Origin of the sequence: Nocardia sp. NPDC058658, from assembly GCF_042716665.1 — a bacterium.
Lineage (GTDB): Bacteria > Actinomycetota > Actinomycetes > Mycobacteriales > Mycobacteriaceae > Nocardia.
Map to the genome: position 1 here is coordinate 1 of NZ_JBHXRR010000028.1, position 26170 is coordinate 26170.

The 26170-nt window shown below is 67.3% G+C and carries 24 protein-coding genes; 7 read left to right on the plus strand and 17 right to left on the minus strand.

Annotated elements, in window-relative coordinates; all coding sequences use genetic code 11:
- Window positions 1-145: 145 nt before the first annotated feature.
- Window positions 146-724 carry an aminoacyl-tRNA hydrolase gene (gene pth / locus ACFWUP_RS27720; protein ID WP_379238916.1) on the minus strand — a complete coding sequence of 193 codons (579 nt, stop codon included), beginning with the start codon at window positions 722-724 and terminating at the stop codon, window positions 146-148.
- Window positions 725-745: 21 nt separating this feature from the next.
- A complete protein-coding gene (locus ACFWUP_RS27725; protein ID WP_379238917.1) occupies window positions 746-1369 on the minus strand; it encodes a 50S ribosomal protein L25/general stress protein Ctc in 624 nt (207 codons plus the stop codon).
- A gap of 280 nt (window positions 1370-1649) precedes the next feature.
- On the opposite strand from ACFWUP_RS27725, the gene ACFWUP_RS27730 reads away from it, so the two are divergent.
- Window positions 1650-3290 carry a peptide chain release factor 3 gene (locus ACFWUP_RS27730; RefSeq protein ID WP_379238918.1) on the plus strand — a complete coding sequence of 547 codons (1641 nt, stop codon included), beginning with the start codon at window positions 1650-1652 and terminating at the stop codon, window positions 3288-3290.
- Window positions 3291-3339: 49 nt separating this feature from the next.
- Here the strand turns inward: ACFWUP_RS27730 and ACFWUP_RS27735 are convergent, their stop codons facing one another.
- Window positions 3340-3858, minus strand: coding sequence for a nuclear transport factor 2 family protein (locus tag ACFWUP_RS27735; protein WP_379238979.1), 519 nt, complete (start codon window positions 3856-3858; stop codon window positions 3340-3342).
- 294 nt (window positions 3859-4152) lie between these two features.
- On the minus strand, window positions 4153-5025 hold the full coding sequence (locus ACFWUP_RS27740; RefSeq protein WP_379238919.1) for an Abi-alpha family protein: 873 nt from the start codon (window positions 5023-5025) through the stop codon (window positions 4153-4155).
- Window positions 5026-5322: 297 nt separating this feature from the next.
- Here ACFWUP_RS27740 and ACFWUP_RS27745 point away from each other — a divergent pair, with 297 nt between their 5' ends.
- The gene (locus ACFWUP_RS27745; protein WP_379238920.1) at window positions 5323-6645 is read left to right on the plus strand and encodes a hypothetical protein; all 1323 of its coding nucleotides are present in this window, start codon (window positions 5323-5325) and stop codon (window positions 6643-6645) included.
- Complete coding sequence (locus ACFWUP_RS27750; RefSeq protein WP_379238921.1) at window positions 6636-7538, plus strand: Abi-alpha family protein; 903 nt, start codon at window positions 6636-6638, stop codon at window positions 7536-7538. Before ACFWUP_RS27745 ends, ACFWUP_RS27750 begins: the two co-directional genes overlap by 10 nt.
- Before the next feature lie 59 nt (window positions 7539-7597).
- Here the strand turns inward: ACFWUP_RS27750 and ACFWUP_RS27755 are convergent, their stop codons facing one another.
- The 3 genes from ACFWUP_RS27755 to ACFWUP_RS27765 form a co-directional block, all read right to left on the minus strand.
- Window positions 7598-9388, minus strand: a complete 1791-nt coding sequence (locus tag ACFWUP_RS27755; protein WP_379238922.1) for an ABC-F family ATP-binding cassette domain-containing protein — start codon at window positions 9386-9388, stop codon at window positions 7598-7600.
- Window positions 9389-9570: 182 nt separating this feature from the next.
- Window positions 9571-9981, minus strand: coding sequence for a hypothetical protein (locus ACFWUP_RS27760; RefSeq protein ID WP_379238923.1), 411 nt, complete (start codon window positions 9979-9981; stop codon window positions 9571-9573).
- Window positions 9982-10083: 102 nt separating this feature from the next.
- Window positions 10084-11004, minus strand: coding sequence for a 4-(cytidine 5'-diphospho)-2-C-methyl-D-erythritol kinase (locus tag ACFWUP_RS27765; protein ID WP_379238924.1), 921 nt, complete (start codon window positions 11002-11004; stop codon window positions 10084-10086).
- Window positions 11005-11150: 146 nt separating this feature from the next.
- On the opposite strand from ACFWUP_RS27765, the gene ACFWUP_RS27770 reads away from it, so the two are divergent.
- Window positions 11151-11357: a heavy-metal-associated domain-containing protein gene (locus tag ACFWUP_RS27770; protein ID WP_379238925.1), complete on the plus strand. Its 207-nt coding sequence runs from the start codon at window positions 11151-11153 to the stop codon at window positions 11355-11357.
- Window positions 11358-11689: 332 nt separating this feature from the next.
- Here ACFWUP_RS27770 and rsmA read toward each other — a convergent pair whose 3' ends face one another.
- The 6 genes from rsmA to ACFWUP_RS27800 form a co-directional block, all read right to left on the minus strand.
- The gene (gene rsmA / locus ACFWUP_RS27775; RefSeq protein ID WP_379238926.1) at window positions 11690-12574 is read right to left on the minus strand and encodes a 16S rRNA (adenine(1518)-N(6)/adenine(1519)-N(6))-dimethyltransferase RsmA; all 885 of its coding nucleotides are present in this window, start codon (window positions 12572-12574) and stop codon (window positions 11690-11692) included.
- Window positions 12575-12608: 34 nt separating this feature from the next.
- Window positions 12609-13763, minus strand: a complete 1155-nt coding sequence (locus ACFWUP_RS27780) for a lipase family protein (RefSeq protein WP_379238927.1) — start codon at window positions 13761-13763, stop codon at window positions 12609-12611.
- Window positions 13764-13841: 78 nt separating this feature from the next.
- On the minus strand, window positions 13842-14999 hold the full coding sequence (locus ACFWUP_RS27785; protein WP_379238928.1) for a lipase family protein: 1158 nt from the start codon (window positions 14997-14999) through the stop codon (window positions 13842-13844).
- Window positions 15000-15249: 250 nt separating this feature from the next.
- Window positions 15250-16386, minus strand: coding sequence for an alpha/beta fold hydrolase (locus tag ACFWUP_RS27790; protein WP_379238929.1), 1137 nt, complete (start codon window positions 16384-16386; stop codon window positions 15250-15252).
- A 217-nt stretch (window positions 16387-16603) separates the two neighbouring features.
- Complete coding sequence (locus tag ACFWUP_RS27795) at window positions 16604-17731, minus strand: transglycosylase family protein (protein WP_379238930.1); 1128 nt, start codon at window positions 17729-17731, stop codon at window positions 16604-16606.
- Window positions 17732-17902: 171 nt separating this feature from the next.
- On the minus strand, window positions 17903-18742 hold the full coding sequence (locus ACFWUP_RS27800) for a TatD family hydrolase (RefSeq protein ID WP_379238931.1): 840 nt from the start codon (window positions 18740-18742) through the stop codon (window positions 17903-17905).
- Between the two features lie 16 nt (window positions 18743-18758).
- Here ACFWUP_RS27800 and metG point away from each other — a divergent pair, with 16 nt between their 5' ends.
- On the plus strand, window positions 18759-20327 hold the full coding sequence (gene metG / locus ACFWUP_RS27805) for a methionine--tRNA ligase (RefSeq protein WP_379238932.1): 1569 nt from the start codon (window positions 18759-18761) through the stop codon (window positions 20325-20327).
- An 88-nt stretch (window positions 20328-20415) separates the two neighbouring features.
- Here the strand turns inward: metG and ACFWUP_RS27810 are convergent, their stop codons facing one another.
- The 3 genes from ACFWUP_RS27810 to soxR all read right to left on the minus strand — a co-directional run bounded on the left by ACFWUP_RS27810 (window position 20416) and on the right by soxR (window position 22695).
- Window positions 20416-21312, minus strand: coding sequence for a hypothetical protein (locus ACFWUP_RS27810; RefSeq protein ID WP_379238933.1), 897 nt, complete (start codon window positions 21310-21312; stop codon window positions 20416-20418).
- A 112-nt stretch (window positions 21313-21424) separates the two neighbouring features.
- Window positions 21425-22177 carry an isocitrate lyase/phosphoenolpyruvate mutase family protein gene (locus ACFWUP_RS27815; RefSeq protein WP_379238934.1) on the minus strand — a complete coding sequence of 251 codons (753 nt, stop codon included), beginning with the start codon at window positions 22175-22177 and terminating at the stop codon, window positions 21425-21427.
- A 32-nt stretch (window positions 22178-22209) separates the two neighbouring features.
- The gene (gene soxR, locus ACFWUP_RS27820) at window positions 22210-22695 is read right to left on the minus strand and encodes a redox-sensitive transcriptional activator SoxR (RefSeq protein ID WP_379238980.1); all 486 of its coding nucleotides are present in this window, start codon (window positions 22693-22695) and stop codon (window positions 22210-22212) included.
- Window positions 22696-22837: 142 nt separating this feature from the next.
- Between soxR and arcA the strand changes: the two genes are divergently transcribed.
- Entirely contained in the window at window positions 22838-24079 is a 1242-nt protein-coding gene (gene arcA / locus ACFWUP_RS27825) for an arginine deiminase (RefSeq protein ID WP_379238935.1), read from the plus strand.
- A complete protein-coding gene (locus tag ACFWUP_RS27830; RefSeq protein WP_379238981.1) occupies window positions 24079-24438 on the plus strand; it encodes a GntR family transcriptional regulator in 360 nt (119 codons plus the stop codon). The genes arcA and ACFWUP_RS27830 overlap by 1 nt, the downstream gene beginning before the upstream one ends.
- Here ACFWUP_RS27830 and ACFWUP_RS27835 read toward each other — a convergent pair.
- Entirely contained in the window at window positions 24435-26012 is a 1578-nt protein-coding gene (locus ACFWUP_RS27835) for a dolichyl-phosphate-mannose--protein mannosyltransferase (protein ID WP_379238982.1), read from the minus strand. The two genes, ACFWUP_RS27830 and ACFWUP_RS27835, sit on opposite strands and share 4 nt — an antisense overlap.
- Window positions 26013-26170 lie beyond the last annotated feature (158 nt).

Here is a 26170-nt window from a genome sequence, read left to right on the forward strand (position 1 = left end):
GCGACGAGGCGCAGCCTCCAGCAACGGCGGCTAACTCGCGGCCCCCAGGGGGCCGCGCTCGAGCGCGCCAGCGCTCCAATAAACACAGCCCCAAACCTCAGGGACTACTCAAACCCCCGGGCCACTGCCAGCCGACTGAAAAACCCTAATGCAGGCTGTTCTGAGCCGCTTCCAGCCCAACCTTCAACAGCATCTCCACCGCATCAGCAGCCTGCTCGACAATCACCGGAACCTCTTTACGCTCCGGCCCCGAAAACGCCTTCAACACATAATCGGCCGGATCCTGCCGCCCCGGCGGACGCCCGATCCCGATCCGCGTCCGCAGATACTCCTTGGTAGTCAACGCCTGCGAAATCGACCGCAGACCATTGTGTCCACCCTCGCCGCCGCCCTGCTTGAGCCGCAACGTCCCGAACGGCAGATCCAGCTCGTCGTGAACCACGATCACCTGATCGGCGGGCACCGAGAAAAACTTGGCCAGCGCGGCAACCGGCCGCCCGGACAGATTCATGTACGTGCGCGGCTTCGCGATGAGGATCTGACGGCCGTCCAGGCGCGCCTGCAACAGGTCGGCGCCGGACTTCTTGTGCACGGCAAAACGGCCGCCGACGCGCTCAGCGAGCACATCGGCGACCAGGAAGCCCACATTGTGGCGGGTGCGCTCGTACTCGGGGCCGGGGTTGCCCAGTCCGACTACGAGCGCGGGCCCGGAAGATTCGGTCACAGGCCGAACCGTAGCGCAGTCCTACTCGGACTCGGGAGCGGTCTCCGCGGTGACGGTGTCGGCGGCGGTGCCTTCGCCCTCGTCGTCCATCTGCGAGGCGGACGGCGCCTCGATGACGTTGACGATCAGCGCTTCCGGGTCACCGGCGAGGGTGACGCCCTCGGGCAGCGCGATGTTGCCGGCCAGGATCTGGGTGCCGGTGGCGACGCCCTCGACCGAGACCTCGATGGTCTCGGGCAGGTTCATCGCGTCGGCCTCGATCGACAGGCTGTTGAGTTCCTGGGTGATCAGGGCGCCGGAGACGGCGTCGCCGACGACCACGACGTTGACGTCGGTGGTGACGCGCTCGCCACGCTTGACGATCAGCAGGTCGGCGTGCTCGATGTAGCGGCGGATCGGGTGGACGACGACCGACTTGGTCATCGCCAGCTGCGGCTGGCCGTCGATCTGCAGGTTCAGGATGGCGTTGGTGCCGTGCAGACGCAGGATCTTGGCGAACGCCTTGGCGTCCAGCGACAGGTGCTGCGGCTCGGCGTGGTGGCCGTACAGCACGGCGGGCACGTTGCCGTCGCGACGGGTACGGCGAGCGGCGCCCTTACCGAATTCGGTGCGGACGGCGGCTTCGATCAGATTGGCGTCGGACATACGAATGCGCTCCTACGGCTCGGTCGTGGGTGACCCTCCTGGTGGGGTCAAGGTCTGCTCGTCGGACGAAGAACGAACGAGGACGGCCCAAACAACTCAGCCGAGCCGCGTCGATCACGGTGTGCGCACCAAAACGGGCACTCACCCTCGCCGAGACAACCCGCCAACCATACCGCACGTGCATCGCCGGTGAAAATCAGGGCCGCCACCCCGGCGACCTGGCGATAAGCCCGACCTCTAGGCTGGATAAGTTGCCGCCCACTGCGAAAGGTCTCATCCGTTGAGCGAGTCCGGAGAAATCGTCGCCGCCACCCCACGCGGGCTACCCGCCGAGGTGGCCCGTCGACGTACGTTCGCCGTGATCTCGCACCCCGACGCGGGTAAGTCGACGCTCACCGAAGCACTGGCCCTGCACGCGCGGATGATCTCCGAGGCGGGCGCCATCCACGGTAAGGCCGGTCGCAAGTCGACGGTGTCGGACTGGATGGAGATGGAGAAGGCGCGCGGTATCTCGGTGAGCTCGACCGCGCTGCAGTTCAACTACCGGGTCGCCGGGTCCGATATCGACAATGTGATCAACCTGGTCGACACCCCCGGTCACTCCGATTTCTCCGAGGACACCTACCGCGTGCTCACCGCCGTCGACGCCGCGGTGATGCTGATCGACGCGGCCAAGGGCCTCGAACCGCAGACTTTGAAACTGTTCCAGGTGTGTCGTCACCGTGGCATCCCGGTGATCACCGTGATCAACAAGTGGGACCGGCCCGGCCAGGATCCACTGGCCCTGCTCGACGAGATCAGCGAGCGGATCGGCCTCACGCCCACTCCCCTCTTCCTGCCGGTCGGCATCGCGGGCGATTTCCGTGGTCTGCTGCGCCGTGGACCCGAGGGCGAGGCGGCGCAGTACATCCACTTCACCCGTACCGCCGGTGGCGCGACCATCGCACCCGAGGAATACCTCACCGCCGACGAAGCCGAAGCGCGCGAGGGCGAACCGTGGACGACCGCCGCAGAGGAGAGCGAACTGCTCTCGGCCGCGGGCCAGGACCACGATCAGGAAATGTTCCTCGCCGGCCAGACCTCACCGGTCATCTACGCCTCGGCGATGCTGAATTTCGGTGTGCGCCAACTGCTCGAGACGCTCGTCGAGCTGGCGCCGGCGCCGGGTCCGCGCGAGGACGTGACCGGCAAGGAACGCACGACCGGTGACCCGTTCAGCGCGGTGGTCTTCAAGGTGCAGGCAGGCATGGACACCGCTCACCGCGACCGGCTGGCATTCATGCGGATCGTCTCCGGTGAATTCGAACGCGGCATGGTGGTGACCCACGCGCAGACCGGTCGCCCGTTCGCCACCAAGTACGCGCTGACGGTCTTCGGCCGCGAACGCACCACCGTCGACACCGCCTACCCCGGCGATGTCGTCGGCCTCGTCAACGCCACCGCGCTCGCGCCGGGCCACACGCTGTTCGTCGAGAAGAAGGTCGAATACCCGCCGATCCCGAGCTTCGCGCCCGAGCACTTCGCGACGCTGCGGGCCCAGAGCGCGGGCAAGTACAAGCAGTTCCGCAAGGCCATCGACCAGCTCGACTCCGAGGGCGTGGTGCAGGTGCTGCGCAACGACGCCCGCGGCGACGCCACCCCGGTGCTGGCCGCGGTCGGTCCGATGCAGTTCGAGGTGGTCACCGCCCGGATGCAGGGCGAGTTCAACGTCGAGACCCAGCTGGACTTCCTGCCCTTCACCCTGGCCCGGCGCACCGATGCCGAGTCGGCGCCCGAGCTGGATCGTCAGCGCGGGGTCGAGGTGTTCACCCGCACCGACGGCGTGATCCTGGCGCTGTTCAGCGACAAGTGGCGGCTGCAGTACATCGAGAAGGAACACCCGAAGCTCACCCTCGAACCGCTCGTCGCGACCGCGGATTAGCCCGTCCCAGACGGCCGTTCACGGGTTTGCGGCGCCAGCCGCCAAAAATTCAAGCTCCGGGGTTGCGTTCCACCGACGAGATGTGGTTCTCCTGCGCGATCATTCCCCAGCGACTCGCGGTGAGCCGCAGGCTGGGCAGGTCGCTGAGCGAGAGCACTACCTCGTAGGTGCGCTCGTAACCCGTATGCGAGATGCGCCAGTGCCCGTCGTCGCAGCGCACGTAGCTGTCGGTGTAGAAGGCGGCGCCGCGTAGGCACATGTTGTGCTCGGGGATGATCACGGTGTCGGCCAGGTACCAGGTGCCGGTGGCGGTGTCGCCGTCGACGTCGATCTCGGGGTGATCGCAGCGGTGCTCGGTGATCACGTGCGGGCCGAGGGTGTTGCGCAGGAAGGCCAGGAAGGCCTCGCGTGACTCGAACTGCAGGTACTCGCTGTAGGTGGCGGTCGCCTCGGGAACCAGCGTGTCGGCGAACTCGTCCCAGGACTTCGTGTCGAGACTGCGTAGGTAGCGGTACTTCAGCCTGCTGATCGCGATGAGGTCGTCGGGGTGATCCGGCGGTCGCGCGATCGGTGCGGGCTGGTCGTCATCCTCCGACGGCGTCGAGTCATCCGACAGCGCCATCCACGCCTCCCCCGAGTCCGACCCGGCGACCAACGGCTCGTCATCACCGGGCAGCAACGGCACAGGACCGATCCACGCGGGCGCGACAGGTTCGTCGACGTGCACGTTCGGAGATTCCGGGCCCTGATCCATCCCTCCACGATCCCACCAGAAACGGCTCGCCGCCCGTTCTGTATCAGATCGCTATCACTGCCGACACCGGAGTGTGACCTCCGGCGCCGGCTGCCCCGGCTGTCTGGGCTACCCCATGGTGAAGCAGGTGCGGCAGAAATCCTCACCGAATTCCGACAGTCGCAGGCTCTTGCGCACGATCTTGGGCGCACGGCCCGCCTTCTTGAGCGCCTGCTCCACGACCGGCTGCACTTCCAGCACCATGTACCGGCTCAGGACCACCGGATCGTCGGAGGTGAGCGTGAGACCGAGGCGGTTGAGGTTGATCAGGTAGGACCGCGAACGGTCCGGGTAGCGCACGCCGGCCTGCTCGGGAACCGAGGTCAGGTCGCCCTGCACCAGCTCCGAGCCGATGCCGAGCGGGCGGTTGGTGCGCACGTCGACCGAGGGTTGCGGACCGTTGAGGGCCATGAACCGCAGGATGCGGGCCTCGTCGGGCGCGACCTCGTCGAGGATGCGGTCATACGCCGGGTGCACGTCCTCGGTGAAGTACACATCCGCCGAGCGGGCCAGCAGCGCGTCGCCGCGTCGGCGCAGGTCATCGGTGGTGGCCGAACGCAGGTACGGGCCGACGGTGATGGCCTGCTGGTTCGCGCCGTTGGGCGTCGGCACATAGCTGACGATCTCGCGCACCGACCCCTCGGTGACGCCGAGTGCGCTGCGCGCGATGGAGCGAAGGGCATTGCCGGTGCGCTCGGCGATATCGGCGGAGGATTCCCCGTCGAGTGCGGCCTGGGCGAGTTCCTTGGTGACCTCGTAGGTGGTGCCGACAGCCCACTGGCTGCCGCGCACCGCGGTACCGGCGGCCAATCCGGCGGCGCGGAAGACGCCACGGATCAACCGTGCCTCATTACTGATCTGGCGCTGCTCGACATCCGAGCTGCGCTCGACGGCGCGGGTACCGGCACGGGCCAGGTCCTGTCCGGTCCTGTCGTCTGTCACGTCCTACTCCGAAGTCTCGCCATGTGAACAAGTACTGCCAGCTATCGCGCGTCCCCTCTGCACGATATTTGTGGCCTGTCACGAACGGTGTTGGTGGTTATTGTGTCCGACTCGCCACGGCGAGTACGGCATTCGGGACAGGTTCTGTGACTGATGTCTCAGACACTACCCTGTGGCCTGACGCACGACGAATGGACCCAGTTCCCCATCTCACAGTAGGGTCACCTCGCCGCGGGGGTGATAAATTTTGGTTCTCGGTGAGGCGGTGGTCACCGGGTATCGGCAGGAGGGCGTGTCGTGTTGGAGAGTGTGTTCGGGTTACACCCGACACTCCTGCTGGAAATTCTGACCATTCCACTTTTCACAGGAATTATCGGTTACATAACCAACTGGTCCGGCATTCTCATGCTGTTCCAGCCGATCCAATTCCACGGTTTCCGGCTGCCCGGTCTGCGCGCGGTCTTCCCCTATCTGCCCAAGCGAATCCAGATTTTGCCGCTGCTCAGCTATGACGGCCGGATCGGCTGGCAGGGCATCGTGCCCTCGCGCGCCGACAAGATGGCCAGCATCGCGGTCGACAAGGGGCTGTCCAAGCTCGGCAGTGTTTCCGACTTCTACCGCGAGCTCGATCCGGAGAAGCTGGCCGAACATCTGGCCGAGGTGGCCGACGCGCAGATCCGCGACATCGTCGAGGTGATCCTGCGCCGCGAACATCCGCAGCTCTGGTACAACCTGCCCGCGGGCGTGCGCGAGATGATCCACGAGCGGGTGCGCTCGCAACTGCCGGAGATTCTGCGCGACTTGACGATCGAGCTCGGCGCCAACATCGACCAGTTGCTCGATGTGAAGCAGATGGTGATCCGCTACTTCCAGGCCCGACCGCAACTGCTCAACCAACTGTTCGAGGTACTCGGCGCCAAGGAACTGCGGTTCATGCAGAACTTCGGCTTCTACTTCGGCGCACCGTGCGGGCTGCTGCTGGTACTGGCGCTGCACACCACCGGGCTCTCGCCACTGATCGTGCTGCCGGTCGGCGGGATCATCATCGGCTGGGTGGTGAACTGGGTCGGCATCAACATGATCTTCGCGCCCGCCACGCCGAAGTGGTGGTGCCCGTGGCGGCAGGGTCTGCTGATCAAGCGTCAGCCCGAAATCACCGCCGGTTATGCGGCTTTGGTGTCCACCGAGGTCGTCACCGTCGCCAATATCGGCGACGAACTGCTCAACGGCCCGCGCTCGGATCGCACGCTGCAGATGCTCGAGGACACCCTGCGCCCCGCCGCCGATCGGGCCCTCGGACCCGCGCGGCCCGCGGTGAAGTTCATGCTCGGCAGCCGCGAATACGACACGCTGCAAACAACACTCACCGCGCAGGCCATGGCGATCGCGCCGCTGGCCTTCGCCGACCCCGCGTTCAACGCCCAACAGGGCAGGCAGGTCAACGAGTACATCGCCCGGCAAATGTCCGCACTTTCGCCGCACGACTTCGTGGACATGCTGCGTTCGGCGATCAAACAGGACGAATGGTTGCTTTTCGTCCACGGCGGCGCGCTGGGACTGCTCGCCGGATACGCTCATATCCTGGTCTTCGGCACAGGAGTAGCTACAACATGGATGTAGACGACGGGACCCCGTCCACCGATGTGGTGCGACGATCGGTACCGCCGCTCGAGGTCTCCGGCGACAAGCGCGGGCTGCTCCCGGTCTCGCCGGTACGGACAGTGCGGGTGGCGACCGGTGTCGCCCGGGTCGCCCTCACCGCCGCCTCGGGTATGACGCTGTGGACCCTCGATACCGCCCTCGGCGTGACCGCCACGGTCCTGCGCGGCAGCATGGCGGGCAACCCGCCCAACGAGGTGCTCGCCGAAGCGGAAACCGAAGTGCGCGAACGGCTTCGGCACGCGCTCGGCTTACCGTCGGGCACCGAACAGCCCGGCGACGCTGGTATGCCGACCCTGCGCGAACAGGGCGCCGAACTGCTGCGACTGTCCGTCAGCACCCATGCCACCCAGCCCGACACCCATCCGGCCTACCCCGGCATCCTCGCCGAGATCACCCCGGATGAGGCCCGGATCCTGCGGTTTCTGCACGTCGACGGCGCACAGCCGTCCCTCGACGTGCGCACCGGCCGCCAGCGCGCGTTCGGCGGCGAGCGGCTGATCAGCGGGCTGACGATGCTGGGTGAGCATGCGGGCCTTCGGTTTCCGAACCGGGTGCCGCAGTACCTGCCCAATCTGCGCCGGTTGGGGCTCATCGAGACCACCCGCGAACCGGTCGGCAACCCGCACCGCTACCAGGTCATCGAGGCTCAGGAGCAGGTGCGAGAAGCGATGAAGCGCCCCGGTTTCGGGACGAAGGTGAGCTACCGCAGCATCGTCCTCACCGAATTCGGGGCGGACTTCGTCCAGACGTGTATCCCGGTCGTCATCAACGACGGTCGCGAAACCACTAGCCCGCCTCCCCGCGACTTCGGGCCGGACTCGGGTGCGCGGTCACGCAGCGTCGGCGGCTGACAGCAGGTCTCCCGGTCCGGCCAGCCCGTACCCCGGGAGTTACCCATGTCCGTCCGAGATCAGTTGTCGGCCTCCTCTGCTAGTACCATCCAACGCTCTTCTGCCGCTTCCTTTTCGGCCACGACAGCCTTCAGTTCTGAGCCGAGCGTGACCAGCTTGTCCGGGTCCGTCGCGGCGTCGGCGAGGGCCTTGTGGAGCTTCTGTTCGCGCTCGTCGAGTTTGGCGATGCTGCGTTCGACCTTCGACAGTTCCTTGCGGGCCGCGCGACGATCGGACGAATCCGTCGAGGTACCACCGGTTTTCGCGGTGAGCGGCTTGGTGTTGCCCGCCATGGTGGCGCGCTTGGCCAGGTAGGAATCGATGCCGCCGGGCAGGTTGGTGAGCTTGCCGTCGCCGAACAGGGCCCAGGTGGAATCGCAGATGCGCTCGACCAGGTAGCGGTCGTGGCTGATGACCACCAGCGTGCCAGCCCAGTTGTCGAGCAGATCCTCGAGCTGCTGCAGGGTGTCGATGTCGAGGTCGTTGGTCGGCTCGTCGAGGAGCAGGACGTTCGGCTCGGCCATCAGGATGCGGGTGAGCTGCAGGCGGCGGCGTTCACCACCGGAGAGGTCACCGACGGGGGTGCGCTGGCGGGCCGGGGTGAACCCGAGCCGTTCGGCGAGCTGACCGGCGGAGATCTCCTTGTCGCCCAGCATGATTCGCTGCGCGACCTGCTGCACGGCTTCGAGCACGCGCATATCGGTGGGCAGGTCGTCGAGTTCCTGACGCAGCCAGCCGATCTGCACGGTCTGACCCTGGATCCGCTTGCCCTTGGCGGGCTCGGTCTCCCCGGCCAGCGCGCGCAACAGGGTGGTCTTGCCCGACCCGTTCACGCCGACCAGGCCGACCCGCTCGCCCGGCGCGAGCCGCCAGGTGAGGTCGTCGACCAGCACGCGACCGTCGGGGGTGGTCAGGGAGGCATCCTCGAGTTCGATCACCACGCGGCCCAAGCGCTTGCGCGCGAACGCGGCCAGCGAGACCGAGTCACGCGGCGCGGGCACATCGGCGATCAGGGCCTCGGCGGCCTCGACGCGGTAGCGGGGCTTGGAGGTGCGCGCCTTGGCACCGCGACGCAACCAGGCCAGTTCCTTGCGGGCCAGGTTCTGACGGCGAGCTTCGGAGGCGTCGGACTGACGGGCACGCTCGGCACGGGCGAAGATCCAGTCGCCGTAGCCGCCCTCGTAGACCTCCACCTTGCCGCCGACGACCTCCCAGGTGCGGTTGGCGACGGTGTCGAGGAACCAGCGATCGTGGGTGACGACGACGAGCGCGGTGCGCCGGGCGACCAGGTGCTGGGCCAGCCACTGCACACCCTCGATGTCGAGGTGGTTGGTCGGCTCGTCCAGGACCAGCAGGTCCAGGTCGCGCACCAGGGCGGCCGCCAGGGCGACGCGGCGGCGTTCACCACCGGAAAGGTTCGTGACGAGAGTGTCCAGGCCCAGATCGGCGATGCCGATGCCCTCGAGGATCGAGCGCACGCGCGAATCGGCAGCCCACTGGTGGTCGGCGATGTCGGCGGTCGACAAGTCGTCGGAAAGCCCGGCGAACACGATCGAACCGATGCTCGCGCCCTCGGGCAGCACGCCGCGCTGGGTGACCACGGCCATCCGCAGTCCACCCACCCGGCTGACTCGGCCTTTGTCGGGCGGCTCCAGTCCGGTCAGGACCTCGAGCAGCGTGGTCTTACCGCCACCGTTGAGGCCGACCACCCCGATCCGTTCCCCGGCGTGAATGCCGAGGGATACGTCGTCCAACAGCGGCTTGATACCGAAGCTCTTGGAGACTTGTTCGAGGTTGATCAGGTTCGACATAGAGGTAGTTCGCCCGCCTTCCGCGTGACTGTTCGCCCGGACGAGCCTACTTGCCTGGTCCGACACGGGTTCGCCCGGCGGGGCAAGACCGGCACAGCCCCGGCCGGTGGCGGCAGACGCGGGCACGGGGTCGACGTGTGCCGGTCACATCACGTCGACCCCGCGATGCCGGTGCCCGTGCGTCAGCGGATCGGCTTCGCCTCGACGAACTCGCCGTCAGCCATCATCCGCTCCAGCTCCTCGGCGGAGACTTCCAGCACCTTCGTGGTGCCGTTCGCTCCGCTGGTCGTCATGGTGCCGTCGGCCTGCGCTCCGTTGCCCTCGGTGGCCTGGACGAACTGCCCGTCGGCGATCATCTTCTGGAGTTCCTCGGGCGAGACTTCGAGCGGCTTGGTATTGGAAGCGCCGCCTTCCCGGAATCCGGGGTTGTCGCTCGTACCGACGGTCACGCTGTGGTCCTGCGCCACAGGGCTCGCGGCGTCGTCGTTCGCCCATGCGGCACCGGGAACGGCCACTGCGGCGAGGGCGGCGGCGCCGAGGGCGGCCATTCCGACGCGACGACGAACGGTGCCTGCGGTGGAGGTCTTGCGCATATCCATTACTCCTTCGGTTGCGCCGAACGCGTTGATCGCTTCGACGAACACCAAGGTATGGACGTATTTTTCAGAAGCGGTTGGCTCCGAATGAGGGTTTGGTCAGGAACCGTCGAGCACGCGGGCGCCCGGAACCGGACCGCTCGCCGTGCGCACGCTGCGACACACGCCCGCGCCCGCCAGTTCGGCGGCGACACCGATCGCGGCTTCCTCGGATTCGCAGAGGAACGCGCAGGTGGGGCCCGACCCCGAGACCAGCCCGGCCAGCGCGCCCGCGCCGACACCCGCGCGCAGGGTGCGACGCAATTCCGGTTTCAGCGACAGCGCCGCGGCCTGGAGGTCGTTGCCGAGCAGCGGGGCGAGGGTGTGCGGGTCGCCCGCGGCCAGTGCCTGCATGAGTTTCTGGGGGTCGCCCAGGCGCGGCGGCTCACCTTCGGCGCGCAGGCGGTCGAGTTCACGGAAGACCGAGGGTGTCGACAGGCCTTCCTTGGCGAGCGCGAGCACCCAGTGAAAAGTGTTGCGCGACAACACCGGAAGCAAGCGTTCGCCGCGGCCGGTGCCCAGCGCGGTGCCGCCGTGCAGGGAGAACGGGACGTCGCTGCCGAGTTCGGCGGCGATGGTGGACAGCTCGTCGCGGCCGAGGCCGAGATCCCACAATTCGTTCAGGCCGACCAGGGTCGCGGCGGCGTCGGCGCTGCCGCCCGCCATGCCGCCTGCCACCGGGATGCCCTTGGTGATGGCGATCTCGACCAGCGGGGCCCTGCCTGCCAGATGGGCCAACCGGACCGCGGCCTTCCAGACCAGGTTGGTGCGGTCGGTGGGCACCTCGGCCGCGCCTTCACCGGTGACGCGCACGGTGAGCGAGGCGGCCGGGGCCAGTCGCAGGTCGTCAGCCAGGGATAACGCCTGGAAAACGGTGGTGAGGTCGTGGTATCCATCCGGGCGCAGATCAGCGACTCCGAGATGCAGGTTCACCTTCGACGGAGCTCGCACGACGACCGGGCTGGGCACAACTGACAGCACGATTGCCAAGCGTAATAGGTTCTACCGACTAGTACGTACGCCGAACACGCACCGCCCGGCCACGGGGTTGCGCTCGGTACCCATGGGGGGTATGTTCGTTCGTGTCGGGGACATACCCCTGGACCGTATGAGCGAAGGAGTCGGCCATGGCCACCAGCACCTACACCGTCACAGGGATGACCTGCGGACACTGCGCGAGCTCGGTCAAGCAGGAGATCGGCAAGATCGACGGCGTCACCAGCGTGGATGTCGACCTCGCCAGCGGCCTCGTCCGGGTCGACAGCGCGAGCGAACTCGCCGACACCGAGGTGGCCGCCGCGGTCGACGAAGCGGGTTACGCACTGAGCGCGTGATCGCACGACCGCCGACGCGAGGTTGTGCTGGGCGAGATGCGTTCTCGCCCAGCACAGTGGCGCGCCTGCTCGACACCGCTACGTTCACCAGCGGTTCACCCTTGCCGCTGACGCAGATCGAATCATCCACAGAATCATCCACAGCGCTCCCCAGGCCTGGTGAGACACCGATTCCGGGGCGCCACCGGGAGCGCTGCCCGCAGATCATGATCAACTGCGGACGCGGCGAAAACCGGTTGTCCACAATTGCTTTCACACCGCGCCACGCGAGCTGCCCCGATGAACGGCCGGTGTACTGCGGGTTCCCCTGCGGGAGCCCACGATTCGCCGAGTTAAGTCGTCGCCGCCAACCGGACGAATGCCGCGGTTTCGAGGGTCTCGCCCCGCGCGGTCGGATCGATACCCGCGGCGACGAGCCGACGCTCGGCCTCGGCGGGCGAGCCCGCCCATCCGGACAGCGCCGCCCGCAACGTCTTTCGCCGCTGCGCGAACGCCGCATCGATCACCTCGAACACCCGCCGACGATGCGCCTCGTCCATCGGCCACGGCGGTTCGGCGTACCGGTCGATCCGCACCAGACCCGATTCGACGCGCGGCACCGGCCAGAAGACCTGCGTCCCCACGTGCCCGGCCCGGCGAACCTTGCCGAAGAAACCGGCCTTGACACTTGGCACCCCGTACACCCGGTTACCGGGCTCGGCGGCCAGCCGATCGGCCACCTCGGCCTGGACCATCACCAGCGACACCTTGATGCTCGGCAGGATCGCGAGCAGGTGCAACAGCACCGGCACCGCCACGTTGTACGGCAGGTTCGCCACCAGCGCGGTCGGCATGGCGGGCAACTGCTCCGGCCGCACCCGCAGCGCGTCGGCTTCGACCACTTTCAGGTGGTCGACCAGGCCGGGCGCGCGATCGGCAACAGTTTCGGGCAGGTAGTTGGCGAGCACGGGGTCGATCTCGACGGCGACCACCTGGTCGACCACGTCGAGCAGCGCCAATGTCAGCGAGCCGAGGCCAGGGCCGACCTCGAGCACGGTGTCACCCGCGCCCACACCGGCCGCGGACACGATGCGTCGCACCGTATTGCCGTCGTGCACGAAGTTCTGTCCGAGCTGCTTGGTCGGTCGGACGCCGAAACGTTCGGCCAGCGTCCGCACCTCGACGGGACCGAGCAGTGCGGCACGGCTACCGCGAGCGGAATTCTCTGGTTCGGACACCGCTAGAACCTACCAACCTCGTCGATCGGGCAGCTCAGCGCTGTGTCGGGGCCGCGTTGACACGCGCGAGGAAACCGTCGATGGCGGCGAGTTGTTCCGGGGTGACCGAGCCGTGCCTGCCGGTACCGACGAGCACCTGCTGGTCGACGCCGTTGGCCGCGAACTGGGCCACCAGTGCCGCGTGCAGCGGAGACGGCACGACCGTGTCGGTGGCGTTCATCGTGAGCAGGATCGGGTCGTCGTAGCCGCTGGTCGGCAGTGCCATGTACGCGGTGAGCGCGTCGCGGAGCGGGGCGAGCGGGCGCGCAAGCAGCTCGGCCGAGGTCACCCCCGTGGTGGCGGCGATGATCTCGTCCAGGCACTGGGTGCCTGCGCCGTCGACCAGTGCCTTGCCGCGCTCGGTCAGATAGGAGTCCACGTCGAGTTCCGGGTGGGTGGCGCGCAGCCCGGCCAGGATGTTGACGACGAACGACATGGTGCCCGACAGTGCCGGTACCGACGGCACATTCGGCCCGAGCAGCGGCAGGACCTTCTCCACATCGGAGGCCGCGTCGATGGCGACGGTCCCGCGGAAGTCGAGCTCGGGGGCGTATTCGGCCTGCAGGTGCGCCGCGCTCAACGCCGCGTGCCCGCCCTGGGAGGTGCCGGCGGCACTCCAGGTCCGTGACAGTTCGGGGCTGGCGGTGCGGGCGGCACGGACCAGGTCGATGGTCGCGGTCGCCTCGCTGCGCGCCTCGAGATACGGGTGCGGGCCGGTGTCGAAACGGCCGAGGCCGAGGTAGTCGGGGGTGACCACGGCGAAGCCCTGGTCGACGAAACGCTTGATCAGCCGGTCCTCGGCGGCGCGGTGCAGTGGCAGCGGCCCGGTCTCCGGGTTTGCCTGACCGCCGCAGCCCTGACCGGCGCCCGAGGAGCCGTGGGCGTAGGCCACGATCGGCCAGCCGCCGGCCGGGACGTCACCTTCGGGGAGGAACATCGCGCCGCTGGCCGGGCGCGGCACGCCCGCCGAGTCGCTCATCCAGTACTCGACCGACGAACCCCTGGTGAGTCCGTGCCAGCCCGCGGGTTCGGCCTGCACCGCGATGAGCGAACCGGGGGGCTCGGCCGCCGCGGGCGCGAAACCGGACGCGGCCAGCGCGCTCGCGGCCAACGCGGCGACAACCGTCGCCCGGATCGGGTTCTTCAGCACAGTGTTCGTCTCCCTACCAGGCGATCAAGATCGGAGCACCAGGATAGTTCAGCACCGACCCGCACCGCGGCGGCCCGACTAGCGCTGCGGCGGCGTCGCGTTGATCCGCTCGACGAAATTGTCGAGGGCGGTCCACATCTGCGGAGTCAGCGTGGTGTGCTGGCCGAACCCGGTCACCGTCTCGAAGTCGACATCGCCGACCGCGAACTGGGCGATCAGCGCGGCGTGCAGCGGCGAGGGCACCACCGTGTCAGTCGCGTTGACCAGCAACAGGATCGGCGCGTCGTAGCCGGTGGTCGGCAGGGTCATGTACTCGGTGAGGGCGGCGCGCAGCGGACCCTCCGACAGCGGCCTGGCGAACAGCTCGCCCAGGCCGAGGCCCTTCACATCAGCGACGATCTCGTCGATGCACTGGTCGCCCGCCGCGTCGAGGACCTCTTTGCCCTTTGGCGTGAGGTAGGAGTCGACCTGCGCCTCGGGGTGGGTGTCGCGCAGGCCTGCCAGGATGCTCACGGTGAAACCGGTGAGGCCCGCGGTGCCCTCCATCGCCGGGACGCCAGGTCCGAGCAGCGGCAGCACCTTCTCCACGTCGGAGGCCGGGTCCACCGCGGCGGTGCCACGGAAGTCGAGTTCGGGGGCGTAGCTCGCCTGCACCGACGCGGTGCTCAGCGCGGCGTGGCCACCCTGCGAGGCGCCGACGGCACTCCAGGTGCGCGACAGGTCGGCATTGGCGGCACGGGCGGCGCGCACGAGGTCGATCGTGGCGGTGGCCTCGCTTCGCACCTCGAGGTACGGGTGGGGGCCGGTGTCGAAACGGCCCAAGCCGAGATAATCGGGCGCGACGACGGCGAAGCCCTGGTCGACGAGGCGCGCGATCAGCTCGTCCTCGGCGGCCCGGTTGACCGGCAGCGGGGCCAGATCGGGATCAGCCTGGCCACCGCAGCTCGTTCCGGAACCGAGGGTGCCGTGGTCGTAGGCGATGATCGGCCAGCCGGTGGCGGGCGCATCGCCCTCGGGCAGAAACAGCGCGCCGCTGGCGGGGCGCTCGGCGCCGGACGAATCGGTGGTCGTGTACTCGATCACCGAGCCACCGAGACCGTTGTGCCAGTCCGCCGACTGCGGTTCGGTGCCCAGCAGGCCGCCCGGTTCCGCCGACGCGGGCGCATAGGTGGCGGTCACCAGCGCAGCAGCGGTGAGGGTGGCTGCGAGCGCAGCGCGGTTCATGGTCTTCGGCATCTGGTGGGGTCTTTCGGGTCGATCGGTACATTGACCTGGACGACCGTGCAGGAGCGATCCTGAGAGAGAACGGCTTCTCGCTATCTCTCGGCAATCCCCGAAAGACGCGCTTGTCCAGGGGTTATACCGATAATTCGGACGCCTGAGAAATTCTCAGTAACGCGGAAGAGTTGTGAGGTGACTCGCAACAGGGGTGATCAGTGAACCTGATCGAGGAAGGTATCGATCGCTGAAAATCAAAAGGTCTGCGCTATCGCGGGTAGACCCGATTCAGGAAAGTATCGATCTCTGACCACATTGCTGGATTCAGGTCGCAGTGGCGGCCGAATCCGACCACCGGCGTGTAGTTCACCCCGCCTGCGGTGAACTGGGCGGCCAGGGAGGCGTGCAGCGGGGAGGGGACCGTTTCGTCGGTGGCATTGACCAGCAGCAGAATCGGCGCGTCATACCCGCTGGTCGGGACCGTCATGTAATCGGCCATCGCCGACCGCATCGGCTCCTCGCCCAGCGGCTTCGCCAGCAACTGCCCCAGGGTCAAGCCCGCGACCCGCGCGTCGATGTCGTCCTGGCACATCGTGCCGATCTCGTCGACGACCTGCCGACCGAGCGGACTGAGGAAGCTGTCCACCTGCGCGTCCGGCCGCGACGCCCGCATCCCCGCCAGAATGCTCGCCGAGAATCCGAGAATGCCCCCGCCGAGCCGATCAGGATTACCAGGAACGAGCACCTGGGCCACCTTCTCCACATCCGATTCCGGGTCGATCGCGATGGTCCCCCGGAAGTCCAGTTCCGGCGCGTAACTCGCCTGCCGATGCCCCGTCCCCAACGCCGCCTGTCCACCCTGCGACATCCCCGCCGCCACCCACACCGGCGACAGATCCGATCGCACCGACCGCGCCGCCCGCAACAGGTCGATGGTGGCCGTGGCCTCGGTGTCGATCCCCAGATAAGGATGCGGACCCGTGTCGAACCGCCCCAGCCCCAAATAGTCGGGCGCGACAACCGCGAACCCCTTGCTCACCGCCCGCCGCAAGAACTCGTCCTGCGTCACCGGCCAAGCGGTCCCACCCGCATTCGACATGCCCCCACACCCCGATGCGAGCCCCGTCGTCCCGTGATCCCACGCGACAATCGGCCACCCGCCCGCTGGCGCCTGCCCCTCGGGCACGAACACCGCACCGCTGGCAGGCTGCGCAACCCCACCGACGCCCCGAGTCCAGTAGTCGATGATCTGGGTTTCGCCCATCCCCCGAAACCCGTCGGCCCGCTCGACCGCGATCACCACTCCCGGCGTCTCGGCGTGCGCGACAGCAGCCCCACCGAGCCCGACACCCGCCGCCAACGCTGCGGCAACAGCCGCCCGCAACCACGCCGAACTCGAACGCATCAGAAAACCACCCGTCGCCGCTGTTCCGCCTCTCCGCGTATTCAGCGTGCCGTCCGGTAGCTCGACCGTTAGTTCTCGGCCTCGCGAACAGTGCGCACCAGTTGGAGGGGGTTGGGGAGTTACCCATGTACTTGCGAAATCAGCGTAGTTCCAAGCGACCGGTGCACGCGGGCGACGCGCCCCAGCCCTGGCGTGCCCGGGTCAGGTACTTACGAAATCAGCTGAGCCCCAAACGACCGGTGCAAGCGGGCCATGCGCCCCAACCCTGGCGTGCCCGGGTCACTTCCGCGATCGCGATCTGTTCTTCGCGGGTGGCCAGGTCGGCGCGGGGGGCGTACTTCAGGCCACCCTGGCGTGCCCATGTGCTCTCGTCGAACTGGATTCCGCCGTAGTAGCCGTTGCCGGTGTTGATGGCCCAGTTCCCCGTCGACTCGCACTGCGCCAGCGCGTCCCACACCGCACCGTCGCGGACCGGCGGCACCTCGGTGCCCGGCTTGGCGCCCTTGCGGATCGTCTTGTTCTGCGCGGGCGTGATCACATTCGAATGCACCTGCACGCGTTCGGCTTCGACGCCGTTGACCATTTTCACCGCGAACGTCGCCTCGTGCAGACCGGCCGAACCCGGGTTCTCGACCACCGTGCGGCTCATGTTCATGGTCACGTCCTCGATCACCGTTTCGGTGGGTTCGAGCGGCAGGGTTTCGGTGCGGTGCTCGGTGCGCTGCCGAGTGACGACAACCTGCATGCCCTCGGCGAGGGGGGTGTCCGCGGCGGGCGTCGAGAAGTCCTCGGCCGCGAGCGGAATGCCTGCGGCGGTGAGGAATTCACCGACGGTCGCGGCGGCGAGGCGCAGGTCGACCGGAGCGGCGGCGCCGTCGATCAGCGAGATGTTGCGCGGGGTGTAGACGCTCAGCGCGGCACCCTCCAGCGGCAGCTTCTCGGCGCGCGAGGGCAACACGTGCGTGTCGGACGGGATCTGCATCGCCACGAGCGCGTCGCCCGCGGTGGTGCCGGTGGTCCACACCTTGCGCTCGACACCGTCGACGGTGACCGTGATCTCGCGGCCACGATTGAAGGTGATGGTGGCGCCGTCGCCCACCTTGGCGCCCGCGGCCGGAATCACCTCGTCGTGTTCGGCGATCTCGTAGCCCGCGTCGGCCAGAATGGCGCGCACATCGCGGGACATGGTCGTGAGCTCGGTGCGTTCGCCGTCGACGACCAGGGCGACCGTCTTGTGATTGACGATGGCCAGTGAGGCGCCGACGAGCAGAATCAGCAGCATGGCCGCCACCGCTGCGAACAGCAGCGGTGAACGTGACGAGTTGATTCGTGCGAAAGCTGACATGGTTACAGAACGATAACGACAAGGTTGGCGCCAGACAACACCAACTGCCCGATCAGCGGGACTGCAGATCACGATTCGATATAGACGCCGCTGGTAGATAACGGCCAGGTGGGCGAAATGTGAGCCGGAACACGTTTAATGTCCAGTCCCCTTCCGACCAGACGAAACGGACTATCGAATCCGATAGAGCCTGCGCGCGTTGGCGGTGGTGATCTCGGCCAGCTCCTGAGGGTCCTGCTCGCGAACTTCGGCCAGCGCGCGCACCGTGTACGGCAGGCAGTACGACTCGTTCGGCGCCCCGCGATACGGGTGCGGCGTCAGGTACGGCGCGTCGGTTTCCACCAGGATCTGATCATCGGGGACCAGCTTGGCGGCTTCGCGAAGTTCGTGCGCGTTCTTGAAACTGACGGTGCCGGAGAAACTCAGCACGTACCCCTCCGCCACGCACGCCTGCGCCATCGTGGCGTCGGAGGAGAAGCAGTGGAAGATCACCGTGTCCGGAGCGCCCTCGTCGAGCAGCACCGTGAGCAGGTCGTGGTCGGCTTCGCGGTTGTGGATCATCAGCGGTTTGCGCACGCGCTTGGCCAGGTCGATGTGCCAGCGGAACCCCTCGATCTGGGTTTCGACATCGGCGCAGCCGTCGAGCTTGCCCGGCCAGTAGTAGTCGAGGCCGGTCTCCCCGACCGCGACCACGCGCGGGTCGGCGGCGAGGCGTTCGAGTTCGGCCTTGACCTTGTCATCCAGCGCGTTGGCCCGGGTCGGATGCAGTGCGACGGCGGCGTACACCCGCGGGTCCCACTGCGCGGCCTGCACGGCCCATTGCGCGGCCGCGAGATCGTCGGCGACGGTCACCACATGGCCGACACCGGCCGAGGCGGCGCGGTCCACGATGGCCGTGGTCGACTCGGCATCGGTTGCGCCACAGGCATCGAGGTGCGTATGCGCGTCGATCAGGGGTGCGAGCGGCGCGGGAACAGGCGGAGCCGGACGATTCGTGTTTGCCACCCGCATTACAGTAATGGGCATCATGAGTGCAGCCGAAGGCGCCGAGGCGCCCGCCTTCTACGTCACGACGGCCATCGCGTACCCGAACGGTGTGCCGCATATGGGCCACGCGTACGAGTACATCTCCACCGACGCGATCGCCCGCTTCAAGCGACTCGACGGGTACGACGTGTTCTTCATGACCGGCACCGACGAGCACGGTCAGAAGATGCAGCAGACCGCGGCCACCGAAGGCATCCCGGTGCAGGAACTCGCGGCCCGCAATTCCGACGTCTTCGAGGCGATGGACAAAGCGCTCGATATCTCGTACGACCGCTTCATCCGCACCACCGATGACGACCACATGGCCGCGAGCGTCGCCATCTGGGAGCGGATGCTCGCCAACGGCGATATCTACCTGGACAACTACTCGGGTTGGTACTCGGTGCGCGACGAGGCCTTCTACAACGAGGACGAGACCACCCTCCTGCCCGACGGCACCCGCGAGTCCACCGAGACCAAGACCCCGGTCACCTGGTCCGAGGAGTCGAACTACTTCTTCAAGCTCTCCGAGTACCAGGACAAGCTCCTCGCCCTCTACGAGGAGCGGCCCGAATTCATCGCGCCCTCGACGCGGCGCAACGAGATCGTCAGCTACGTCAAGTCCGGCCTGAAGGACCTGTCGATCTCCCGCACCACCTTCGACTGGGGCGTTCCGGTCCCCGGCGCGCCCGAGCACGTGATGTACGTGTGGGTCGACGCGCTCACCAATTACCTGACGGGCGTTGGCTTTCCGAACACCGACTCCACCGCGTTCAAGAAGTTCTGGCCCGCCAACCTGCACATCATCGGCAAGGACATCACCAAGTTCCACACGGTGTACTGGCCCGCCTTCCTGATGTCGGCCGGGATCGAACTGCCGGGCCGGGTGTTCGTGCACGGGTTCCTCTACAACAAGGGCGAGAAGATGTCGAAGTCGACGGGCAATGTCGTCGACCCGCTCGAGCTGGTCCAGAAATACGGCCTCGACCAGGTCCGTTTCTTCCTGCTGCGCGAGATCTCCTACGGCCAGGACGGCAGCTACAGCAACGACGCCATCGCGGGCCGCATCAACGCCGACCTGGCCAACGAATTCGGCAACCTGGTCCAGCGCAGCCTGACCATGGTGAACAAGAACTGCGACGCCAAGTCCCCCACCCCCGGCGAGTTCACCGACGAGGACCGCGCCCTGCTCGACCGCGCGAACGGCCTACTCGCCAAGTGCCGCACCGAGTTCGACGCCCAGCAGATGCACCTCGCCCTGGAAGCCATCTGGCTCACCCTCGGCGAAACCAACCGCTACTTCTCCGCCAACGCCCCATGGGCACTGCGCAAATCAGGCACCGTAGAAGACCTCGCTCGCATGGCCACGGTCCTCTACGTCACCCTCGAGGTCATCCGCATCGTCGCCATCCTGGTCCAACCGGTCATGCCCGGCTCCGCCGCCAAAATCCTGGACCTCCTGGCCCAGGAAGGCCGCACCTTCGCCGACATCGCGACTCCCCTGGTCTCGGGCGTCGACCTCCCCACCCCGGAACCGATCTTCCCGCGCTACCTCGAGCCCAAGGAATAGCCGAACACACTGTGGCGCATGGTGTTTCGCTGTGCGCCACAGTGGCCGGACAGTCCACTCCGACTCGAGTTCCGGGGCCGCGCGGTCATCATCTCTGGCATTTGTCGAAGTCGGCTCGGATGCGCGCCTGGATTCCCGCACTCACCGACGATTGTCCGCCGGGATGCGGCTGGGTCGTGAGGCAGCCGTAGATCGCGGCACTTCCGGAGTGCTGCGACGCTTCCCGCGGGAAGTCCCACTGGAGCTGGAGCGGGTGCTCAGGTGTCGGCGCGACCACCGCGATCAGATCGCGCAGTTCCTGTTCCGCGCTGTTCACATCGTGGACGGTGACATCGAGGTTTTCCAGGTGATCGTCGGCAATGCGAACGTAGCTGTAAGCCGCGGTCGGTAGTCGTGCCAGCTCATCACGAATGCGCAGTTCGGTTTCCTCGGTGAAGGGGAATGACACCGTCCACGCGTTCGCGTTCCTGGCCGGTTCGATCCGCACGCTGGTGGGCTGGGTACCGACGGCCGCGCGGACAGCCGCGAGCACCTCCGGGGTCGGCGACGCTCGCACGATTTCGAGCCGAGCTTGCGTGTGGTGCAGCGGTTCCCAGCTGACAGCGGACCGCGCAACCTCGACTCCGAGGCGCCGGATCTCCTCGGTGTGCTCGGTGACAACGGCGCGATCCGGTGCGGCACCGTACTTCAGCGTCAGCCCGGTGCCGACGACGATCTTGGTAGTCAGGCTGTAATCGTCGAAGTGGCGACGCTGGTGCCGTGCCAGTTCGTCGACCGCATCGGCGATCTGCGCTTCGGCCGCCTGACGCATCGTGAGCGTGACAGTCAGGTAGACCCCCTGGGTCATGGTGTTGGAATAGCCGACGTCGACATCATCGACACCGGCCATCGCCGCGAGCGCCTGCTTAACCTGCTCGGATTCAGCATCGCGATCCGGTGTGGCCGACAGCGAGACAATGACGACTATCCCCACCACGGCCAGCATCACAGCACCGAATAGTGCGGCCAGAATTTTGGCCGCTGTACGCAGCTTGATGACATCCCCCTCTGAGACAAGTCCAACCCGGTCAGACCCCGAAGTCGTTTGCCGCGCGGCCTTACTTCCAGGCTGCCAGCAGGTTTGTCGCTTCGGTGCCCAGTGCCGCCTGGAGGAATGGGCCGAAGCTGATGCGGGCTACGCCGAGGTCGGCGAAGTGGGACTTGACGGGGGTGCCGGGTTGGGCGATCGCGTTGATCGGGAGCGGAAGGTCGGTGGCGAGGCGGCGCAGGTCGGCGTCGGGGTGTCGGCCGACGGGGTAGAGGACGTCGGCGCCGGCTTCGGCGGCCAGGGTGAGGCGGGCGATGGCACGGTCGAGGCGGTCGGATTCTTCGCCGTCCTGGCGCAGGAACAGGTCGGTGCGGGCGTTGACGACGACGTGCACACCCGCCGCGTCGGCCGCTTCGCGCAGACCGCGGACCAGGTCGGCGTGTTCGGTGGCCCCGCGCAGGCGCTTGCCCTCGCTGTGGACGGTGTCCTCGATGTTGAGGCCGACAGCGCCCGCGGCGAGGAGGCCGTCGATGAGCTGGAGGGGCTCCAGGCCGTAGCCGGATTCGATGTCGACCGAGACCGGGACCTCGACCGAAGCGGTGACCTGGCTGACGCGGGCGAGCAGTTCGTCGAAGCTCATGCCCTCACCGTCGGCGCGACCGATCGAGTCGGCGACCGGATGGCTGCCCATGGTCAATCCCGAAAACCCGGCTGTCACAGCGATATTCGCCGACCACGCGTCCCACACGGTCGGCAGCACCACCGGATTTCCCGGCTGGTGCAGTTCGAGCAGCGTCTTGGCCAAAGTCTCGAGAGAAGTCATACCGCGATGATGCCCGAGGCCTCCGACAACATCTAGACGCAGCCGGATTTCGGCGGGCAGTTCACGTGAACATCGAGCACGCGCGCGCCCGGACCTTCGGCGCCGAGCCGGTCGTGCTCGTTGACGAGTTTGCACGAGCCGAGCGACAGGCATCCGCAGCCGATGCAGCCGGTCAGGTTGTCGCGCAGGCGGACGAGCTGGGTGATGCGGTCGTCGAGATCCTCGCGCCAGGTCGTCGACAGGTTCTCCCAGTCGCGACGGGTCGGGGTGCGGCCTTCGGGGAGGCGATCCAACGCCGAGCGGATCTCACTGAGTGGGATGCCGACGCGCTGCGAGATGCGAATGAACGCCACCCGCCGCAGGGTCTCGCGCGAATATCGACGTTGATTGCCACTGGTTCGACGGCTCGATATGAGACCTTCGCGTTCGTAGAAGTGCAACGCGGACACTGCAACTCCACTACGATCGGATAGCTGCCCCGGGGTCAGCTCCTTCGTTTGCCAATCGGCCATCGTCATCATTAGCTCCTCCCACTTCCACCTGAACAATACTTCAGGTATTCGTGTCCTGTACGAAAAATGAGCGGAACACCTACGCACGACGAGCCGAACCAGCGCGTTGCGGCTCGCAGACACGCCGTCCTCGCATTACGGTTTGCAGATGGGAACCGCCCCCGACTCACGCCTGACCGTCACCTCCGAGGTCGGCCGGCTACGCACCGTGCTGCTGCACCGCCCCGGCGCGGAACTGCGCCGCCTCACCCCGAGCAACAACGATCAACTACTTTTCGACGGCATCCCCTGGGTCGAACGCGCGCAAGAAGAACACGACGCCTTCGCCACCGTACTGCGTGAGCGCGGCGTAGCAGTGCTGTTACTGGCAGATCTGTTGACCGAAACCCTCAGTGCCAGTGGGGCGGCCAGAATCCAGGGCATCTCCGCGGCGGTCGACGCCCGCAGGCTCGGTCACGGTCTGGCCGACCAGCTCGCCGCCGAACTGCGCAAATTCGACGCCCGCGAGCTCGCCGACATCCTGATGGCCGGGATGACCTTCGACGAGCTGCCGTTCGGCCCCGACGCCACCTCGCTGGTGCGGCGCATGCACCACGGCGGCGATTTCGTCATCGATCCGCTGCCGAATCTGCTGTTCACCCGCGATTCCTCGTTCTGGGTCGGCCCCAAGGTCGCGATCACCTCCCTCGCATTGCCCGCGCGCAGCCGCGAGACCTCCATCACCGATCTCGTCTACGCGTTCCATCCACGCTTCCTCGGCGTGCGGCGCGCCTACGAATCGCACACCGCGCCGATCGAGGGCGGCGATGTGCTGCTGCTCGCCAAAGGTGTTGTCGCCGTGGGTGTGGGCGAACGAACCACGCCCGCCGGCGCGGAAGCATTGGCGCGCAGCCTGTTCGACGACGAGCTGGCGCATACTGTGCTGGTGGTGCCGATCGCGCAGAACCGGGCGACCATGCATCTCGACACCGTGTGCACGATGGTCGACACCGACGCGGTGGTGATGTATCCGGGCGTGCGGAAATCCTTGGAGGCGTTCACGATCCGCCGCGAGGACGGTTTCGCCGGGCGCGGCGACCTCGAACGCATCAGCATCACCGGACCCGAACCGTTCCTGCCCGCGGCCGCCGCGGCGATGGGTATCTCGAAGCTGCGGGTGATCGACACCGGCCGCGAAGGACCCGACGCCGAACGCGAACAGTGGGACGACGGCAACAACACCCTCGCCCTCGCACCCGGCGTGGTGGTGGCCTACGAACGCAACGAGATGACCAACTCACGCCTGACGGAAGCGGGGATCGAGGTGGTCACCATCAGCGGTTCGGAGTTGGGTTCCGGTCGCGGTGGTCCCCGCTGCATGTCCTGCCCACTCTCCCGAGACGAGGCATGATGTTCCACGTCGAGCTGTCCACCGATTCCACCCAGCCGCCCTACGAGCAACTGCGAATGGGCGTGATCGAGCAGGTCCGCGCGGGTACGCTCACCGCGGGCACCAAGATCCCCACAGTGCGCGCGCTGGCCGCCGACCTGGGCATCGCCCCCAACACCGTCGCCCGCGCCTACCGCGAGCTGGAAGCCGACGGTGTGCTCGAAACCCGTGGCCGCCAAGGCTCTTTCATCGCCTCCTCCGGCGACCCCACCCGCGATATCGCCAGCCGCGCCGCCGTCGACTACGTCACGACGATTCGCCGTCTCGGGCTCGAGGACACCGACGCGATCGAGTTCGTTCAGCGGGCGTTGGACACCTAACGCCAGCTCGGGAGCCAGAGGTGGTCTTGCCAGTTCTGTGGCGTGATCGCCTGACCGGTGAGGATCGGCCACAGCCACACGAAATTCGCGATCACCAAACCCAGATAGATGCTCACGATCAGCAATCCGAGCGCGTATCGCTCGTTCACCGGGGCCGGTAGATAGGTGCCCGTCGGACTGCGTGGTATCCCCGCGGGTCTGGCCGACCCCAGGATGTCCCCCAGCGCCAGCGCCATTCCCATCACCAGGAACGGCGCGAGCACCACCGCGTAGAAGAAGTACATCTGCCGGTCCAGCGTCAGGAACCACGGCAGCAGCCCGGCGCCGTAGCCGACCAGCACCGCCGCGTAACGCCAGTCGCGGCGCACGACCGAACGCCACACCATCCAGCCGATCAACGGCAGCGCCAGCCACCACAGCGCCGGCGTGCCGACCGCCATCACGGCCTTCACGCACTGCGCTTCGCCGCAACCGGTGACCGTGCCGTCGGCGTAGTAGTAGAGCATCGGACGCAGGCCCATCGGCCAGGTCCACGGCTTGGATTCCCACGGATGGTGGTTGCCCGCCGAATTGGTGAGGCTGGAATGGAAGTCGAGGGTCTCGCCCTGGTAGTACCAGAGCGAGCGCAGCGCGTCGGGCAGGAACGCGAACGCGCCGCCGCTGCCGACCTGATTGCCGACGGCGTACCGGTACGTCCCGGTCTCGCTGGCGAACCACGCCCAGTACGAGGACAGATACACCACCAGCGGAATCACCACCAGCGCGTACAGCGCGGGCCCCACATCGCGCACCGCGGTGCCGAGCCACGGCCTGCGCACACCGTAGGCGCGGCGCGCGCTCACGTCGAAGGCCACGCTCATCAGGCCGAAGAACATGATGTAGTAGATGCCCGACCATTTGGTGCCGCACGCCAGCCCGAGCAGCACGCCCGCGCCGAACCGCCACCAGCGCACACCGAGTCGCGGCCCCCAGTCCGAGACGCCGATCCGACCGGCCAGGTCCGCGCGAGCCAGCCGCTCGCGGACTTCGTCGCGGTCGACTATCAGACAGCCGAAAGCGGCTGTGACCAGCAGTGACATGAAGATGTCGAGCATGCCGATGCGGGAGGAGACGAAGGTCAGGCTCTCGGCGATGAGCAGCACGCCCGCGAACGCGCCGATCAGCGTCGACCTGGCCATCCGACGCACGATCCGCACCACCAGCAGCACCAGGACCGTGCCCGCCAGCGCCGCGGTGCCGCGCCAGCCCCACGCGTTGTAGCCGAAGAGCGCCTCGCTGATGGCGATGAACTGCTTGCCGACCGGCGGGTGCACGACCAGGCCGTAGGCGGGGTTGTCCTCCACGCCGCCGCCGGTGACCATCTGCCAGGCCTGTGGGGCGTAATGCTTTTCGTCGAAGACGGGGGTGCGCGCGTCGGTCGGGTAGTTCAGGTTGACGAACCTGGTCAGCGCGGCGATGAAGGTGAGGACACCGGTGACCACCCAGCCGCGCGCGGTGTCGAGCGGTCCGAAATCGGGGGCCGGGCGCAACGGCGCCGGACTGACCACCGCCGACACGGGACGCGACGGGGGCATCGCGCGCTCATCGGTCACCGGGATCACGCCCCGATCGTAGGCGGTGACACCCACGAAGTCCGACCCGACACTTGTCCCCCCTCGTTTCCCCACTACGCGCCCTCGGGCGCGGCTTCCCCGCCTGACAGAATGAAGCAGGCGCCATCTGCTCACCTGGC

What these genes read in the sequence shown, in the direction of transcription:
- ACFWUP_RS27725 (WP_379238917.1), bottom strand. Translation starts at nt 1,369, where the DNA reads ATGTCCGACGCCAATCTGATCGAAGCCGCCGTCCGCACCGAATTCGGT.
- ACFWUP_RS27750 (WP_379238921.1), top strand. Translation starts at nt 6,636, where the DNA reads ATGGATGTAGACGACGGGACCCCGTCCACCGATGTGGTGCGACGATCG.
- ACFWUP_RS27755 (WP_379238922.1), bottom strand. Translation starts at nt 9,388, where the DNA reads ATGTCGAACCTGATCAACCTCGAACAAGTCTCCAAGAGCTTCGGTATC.
- ACFWUP_RS27760 (WP_379238923.1), bottom strand. Translation starts at nt 9,981, where the DNA reads ATGCGCAAGACCTCCACCGCAGGCACCGTTCGTCGTCGCGTCGGAATG.
- ACFWUP_RS27770 (WP_379238925.1), top strand. Translation starts at nt 11,151, where the DNA reads ATGGCCACCAGCACCTACACCGTCACAGGGATGACCTGCGGACACTGC.
- ACFWUP_RS27785 (WP_379238928.1), bottom strand. Translation starts at nt 14,999, where the DNA reads ATGCCGAAGACCATGAACCGCGCTGCGCTCGCAGCCACCCTCACCGCT.
- ACFWUP_RS27790 (WP_379238929.1), bottom strand. Translation starts at nt 16,386, where the DNA reads ATGCGTTCGAGTTCGGCGTGGTTGCGGGCGGCTGTTGCCGCAGCGTTG.
- ACFWUP_RS27795 (WP_379238930.1), bottom strand. Translation starts at nt 17,731, where the DNA reads ATGTCAGCTTTCGCACGAATCAACTCGTCACGTTCACCGCTGCTGTTC.
- ACFWUP_RS27800 (WP_379238931.1), bottom strand. Translation starts at nt 18,742, where the DNA reads ATGCGGGTGGCAAACACGAATCGTCCGGCTCCGCCTGTTCCCGCGCCG.
- metG (WP_379238932.1), top strand. Translation starts at nt 18,759, where the DNA reads ATGAGTGCAGCCGAAGGCGCCGAGGCGCCCGCCTTCTACGTCACGACG.
- ACFWUP_RS27810 (WP_379238933.1), bottom strand. Translation starts at nt 21,312, where the DNA reads ATGCTGGCCGTGGTGGGGATAGTCGTCATTGTCTCGCTGTCGGCCACA.
- ACFWUP_RS27815 (WP_379238934.1), bottom strand. Translation starts at nt 22,177, where the DNA reads ATGACTTCTCTCGAGACTTTGGCCAAGACGCTGCTCGAACTGCACCAG.
- soxR (WP_379238980.1), bottom strand. Translation starts at nt 22,695, where the DNA reads ATGACGATGGCCGATTGGCAAACGAAGGAGCTGACCCCGGGGCAGCTA.
- arcA (WP_379238935.1), top strand. Translation starts at nt 22,838, where the DNA reads ATGGGAACCGCCCCCGACTCACGCCTGACCGTCACCTCCGAGGTCGGC.
- ACFWUP_RS27830 (WP_379238981.1), top strand. Translation starts at nt 24,079, where the DNA reads ATGTTCCACGTCGAGCTGTCCACCGATTCCACCCAGCCGCCCTACGAG.
- ACFWUP_RS27835 (WP_379238982.1), bottom strand. Translation starts at nt 26,012, where the DNA reads ATGCCCCCGTCGCGTCCCGTGTCGGCGGTGGTCAGTCCGGCGCCGTTG.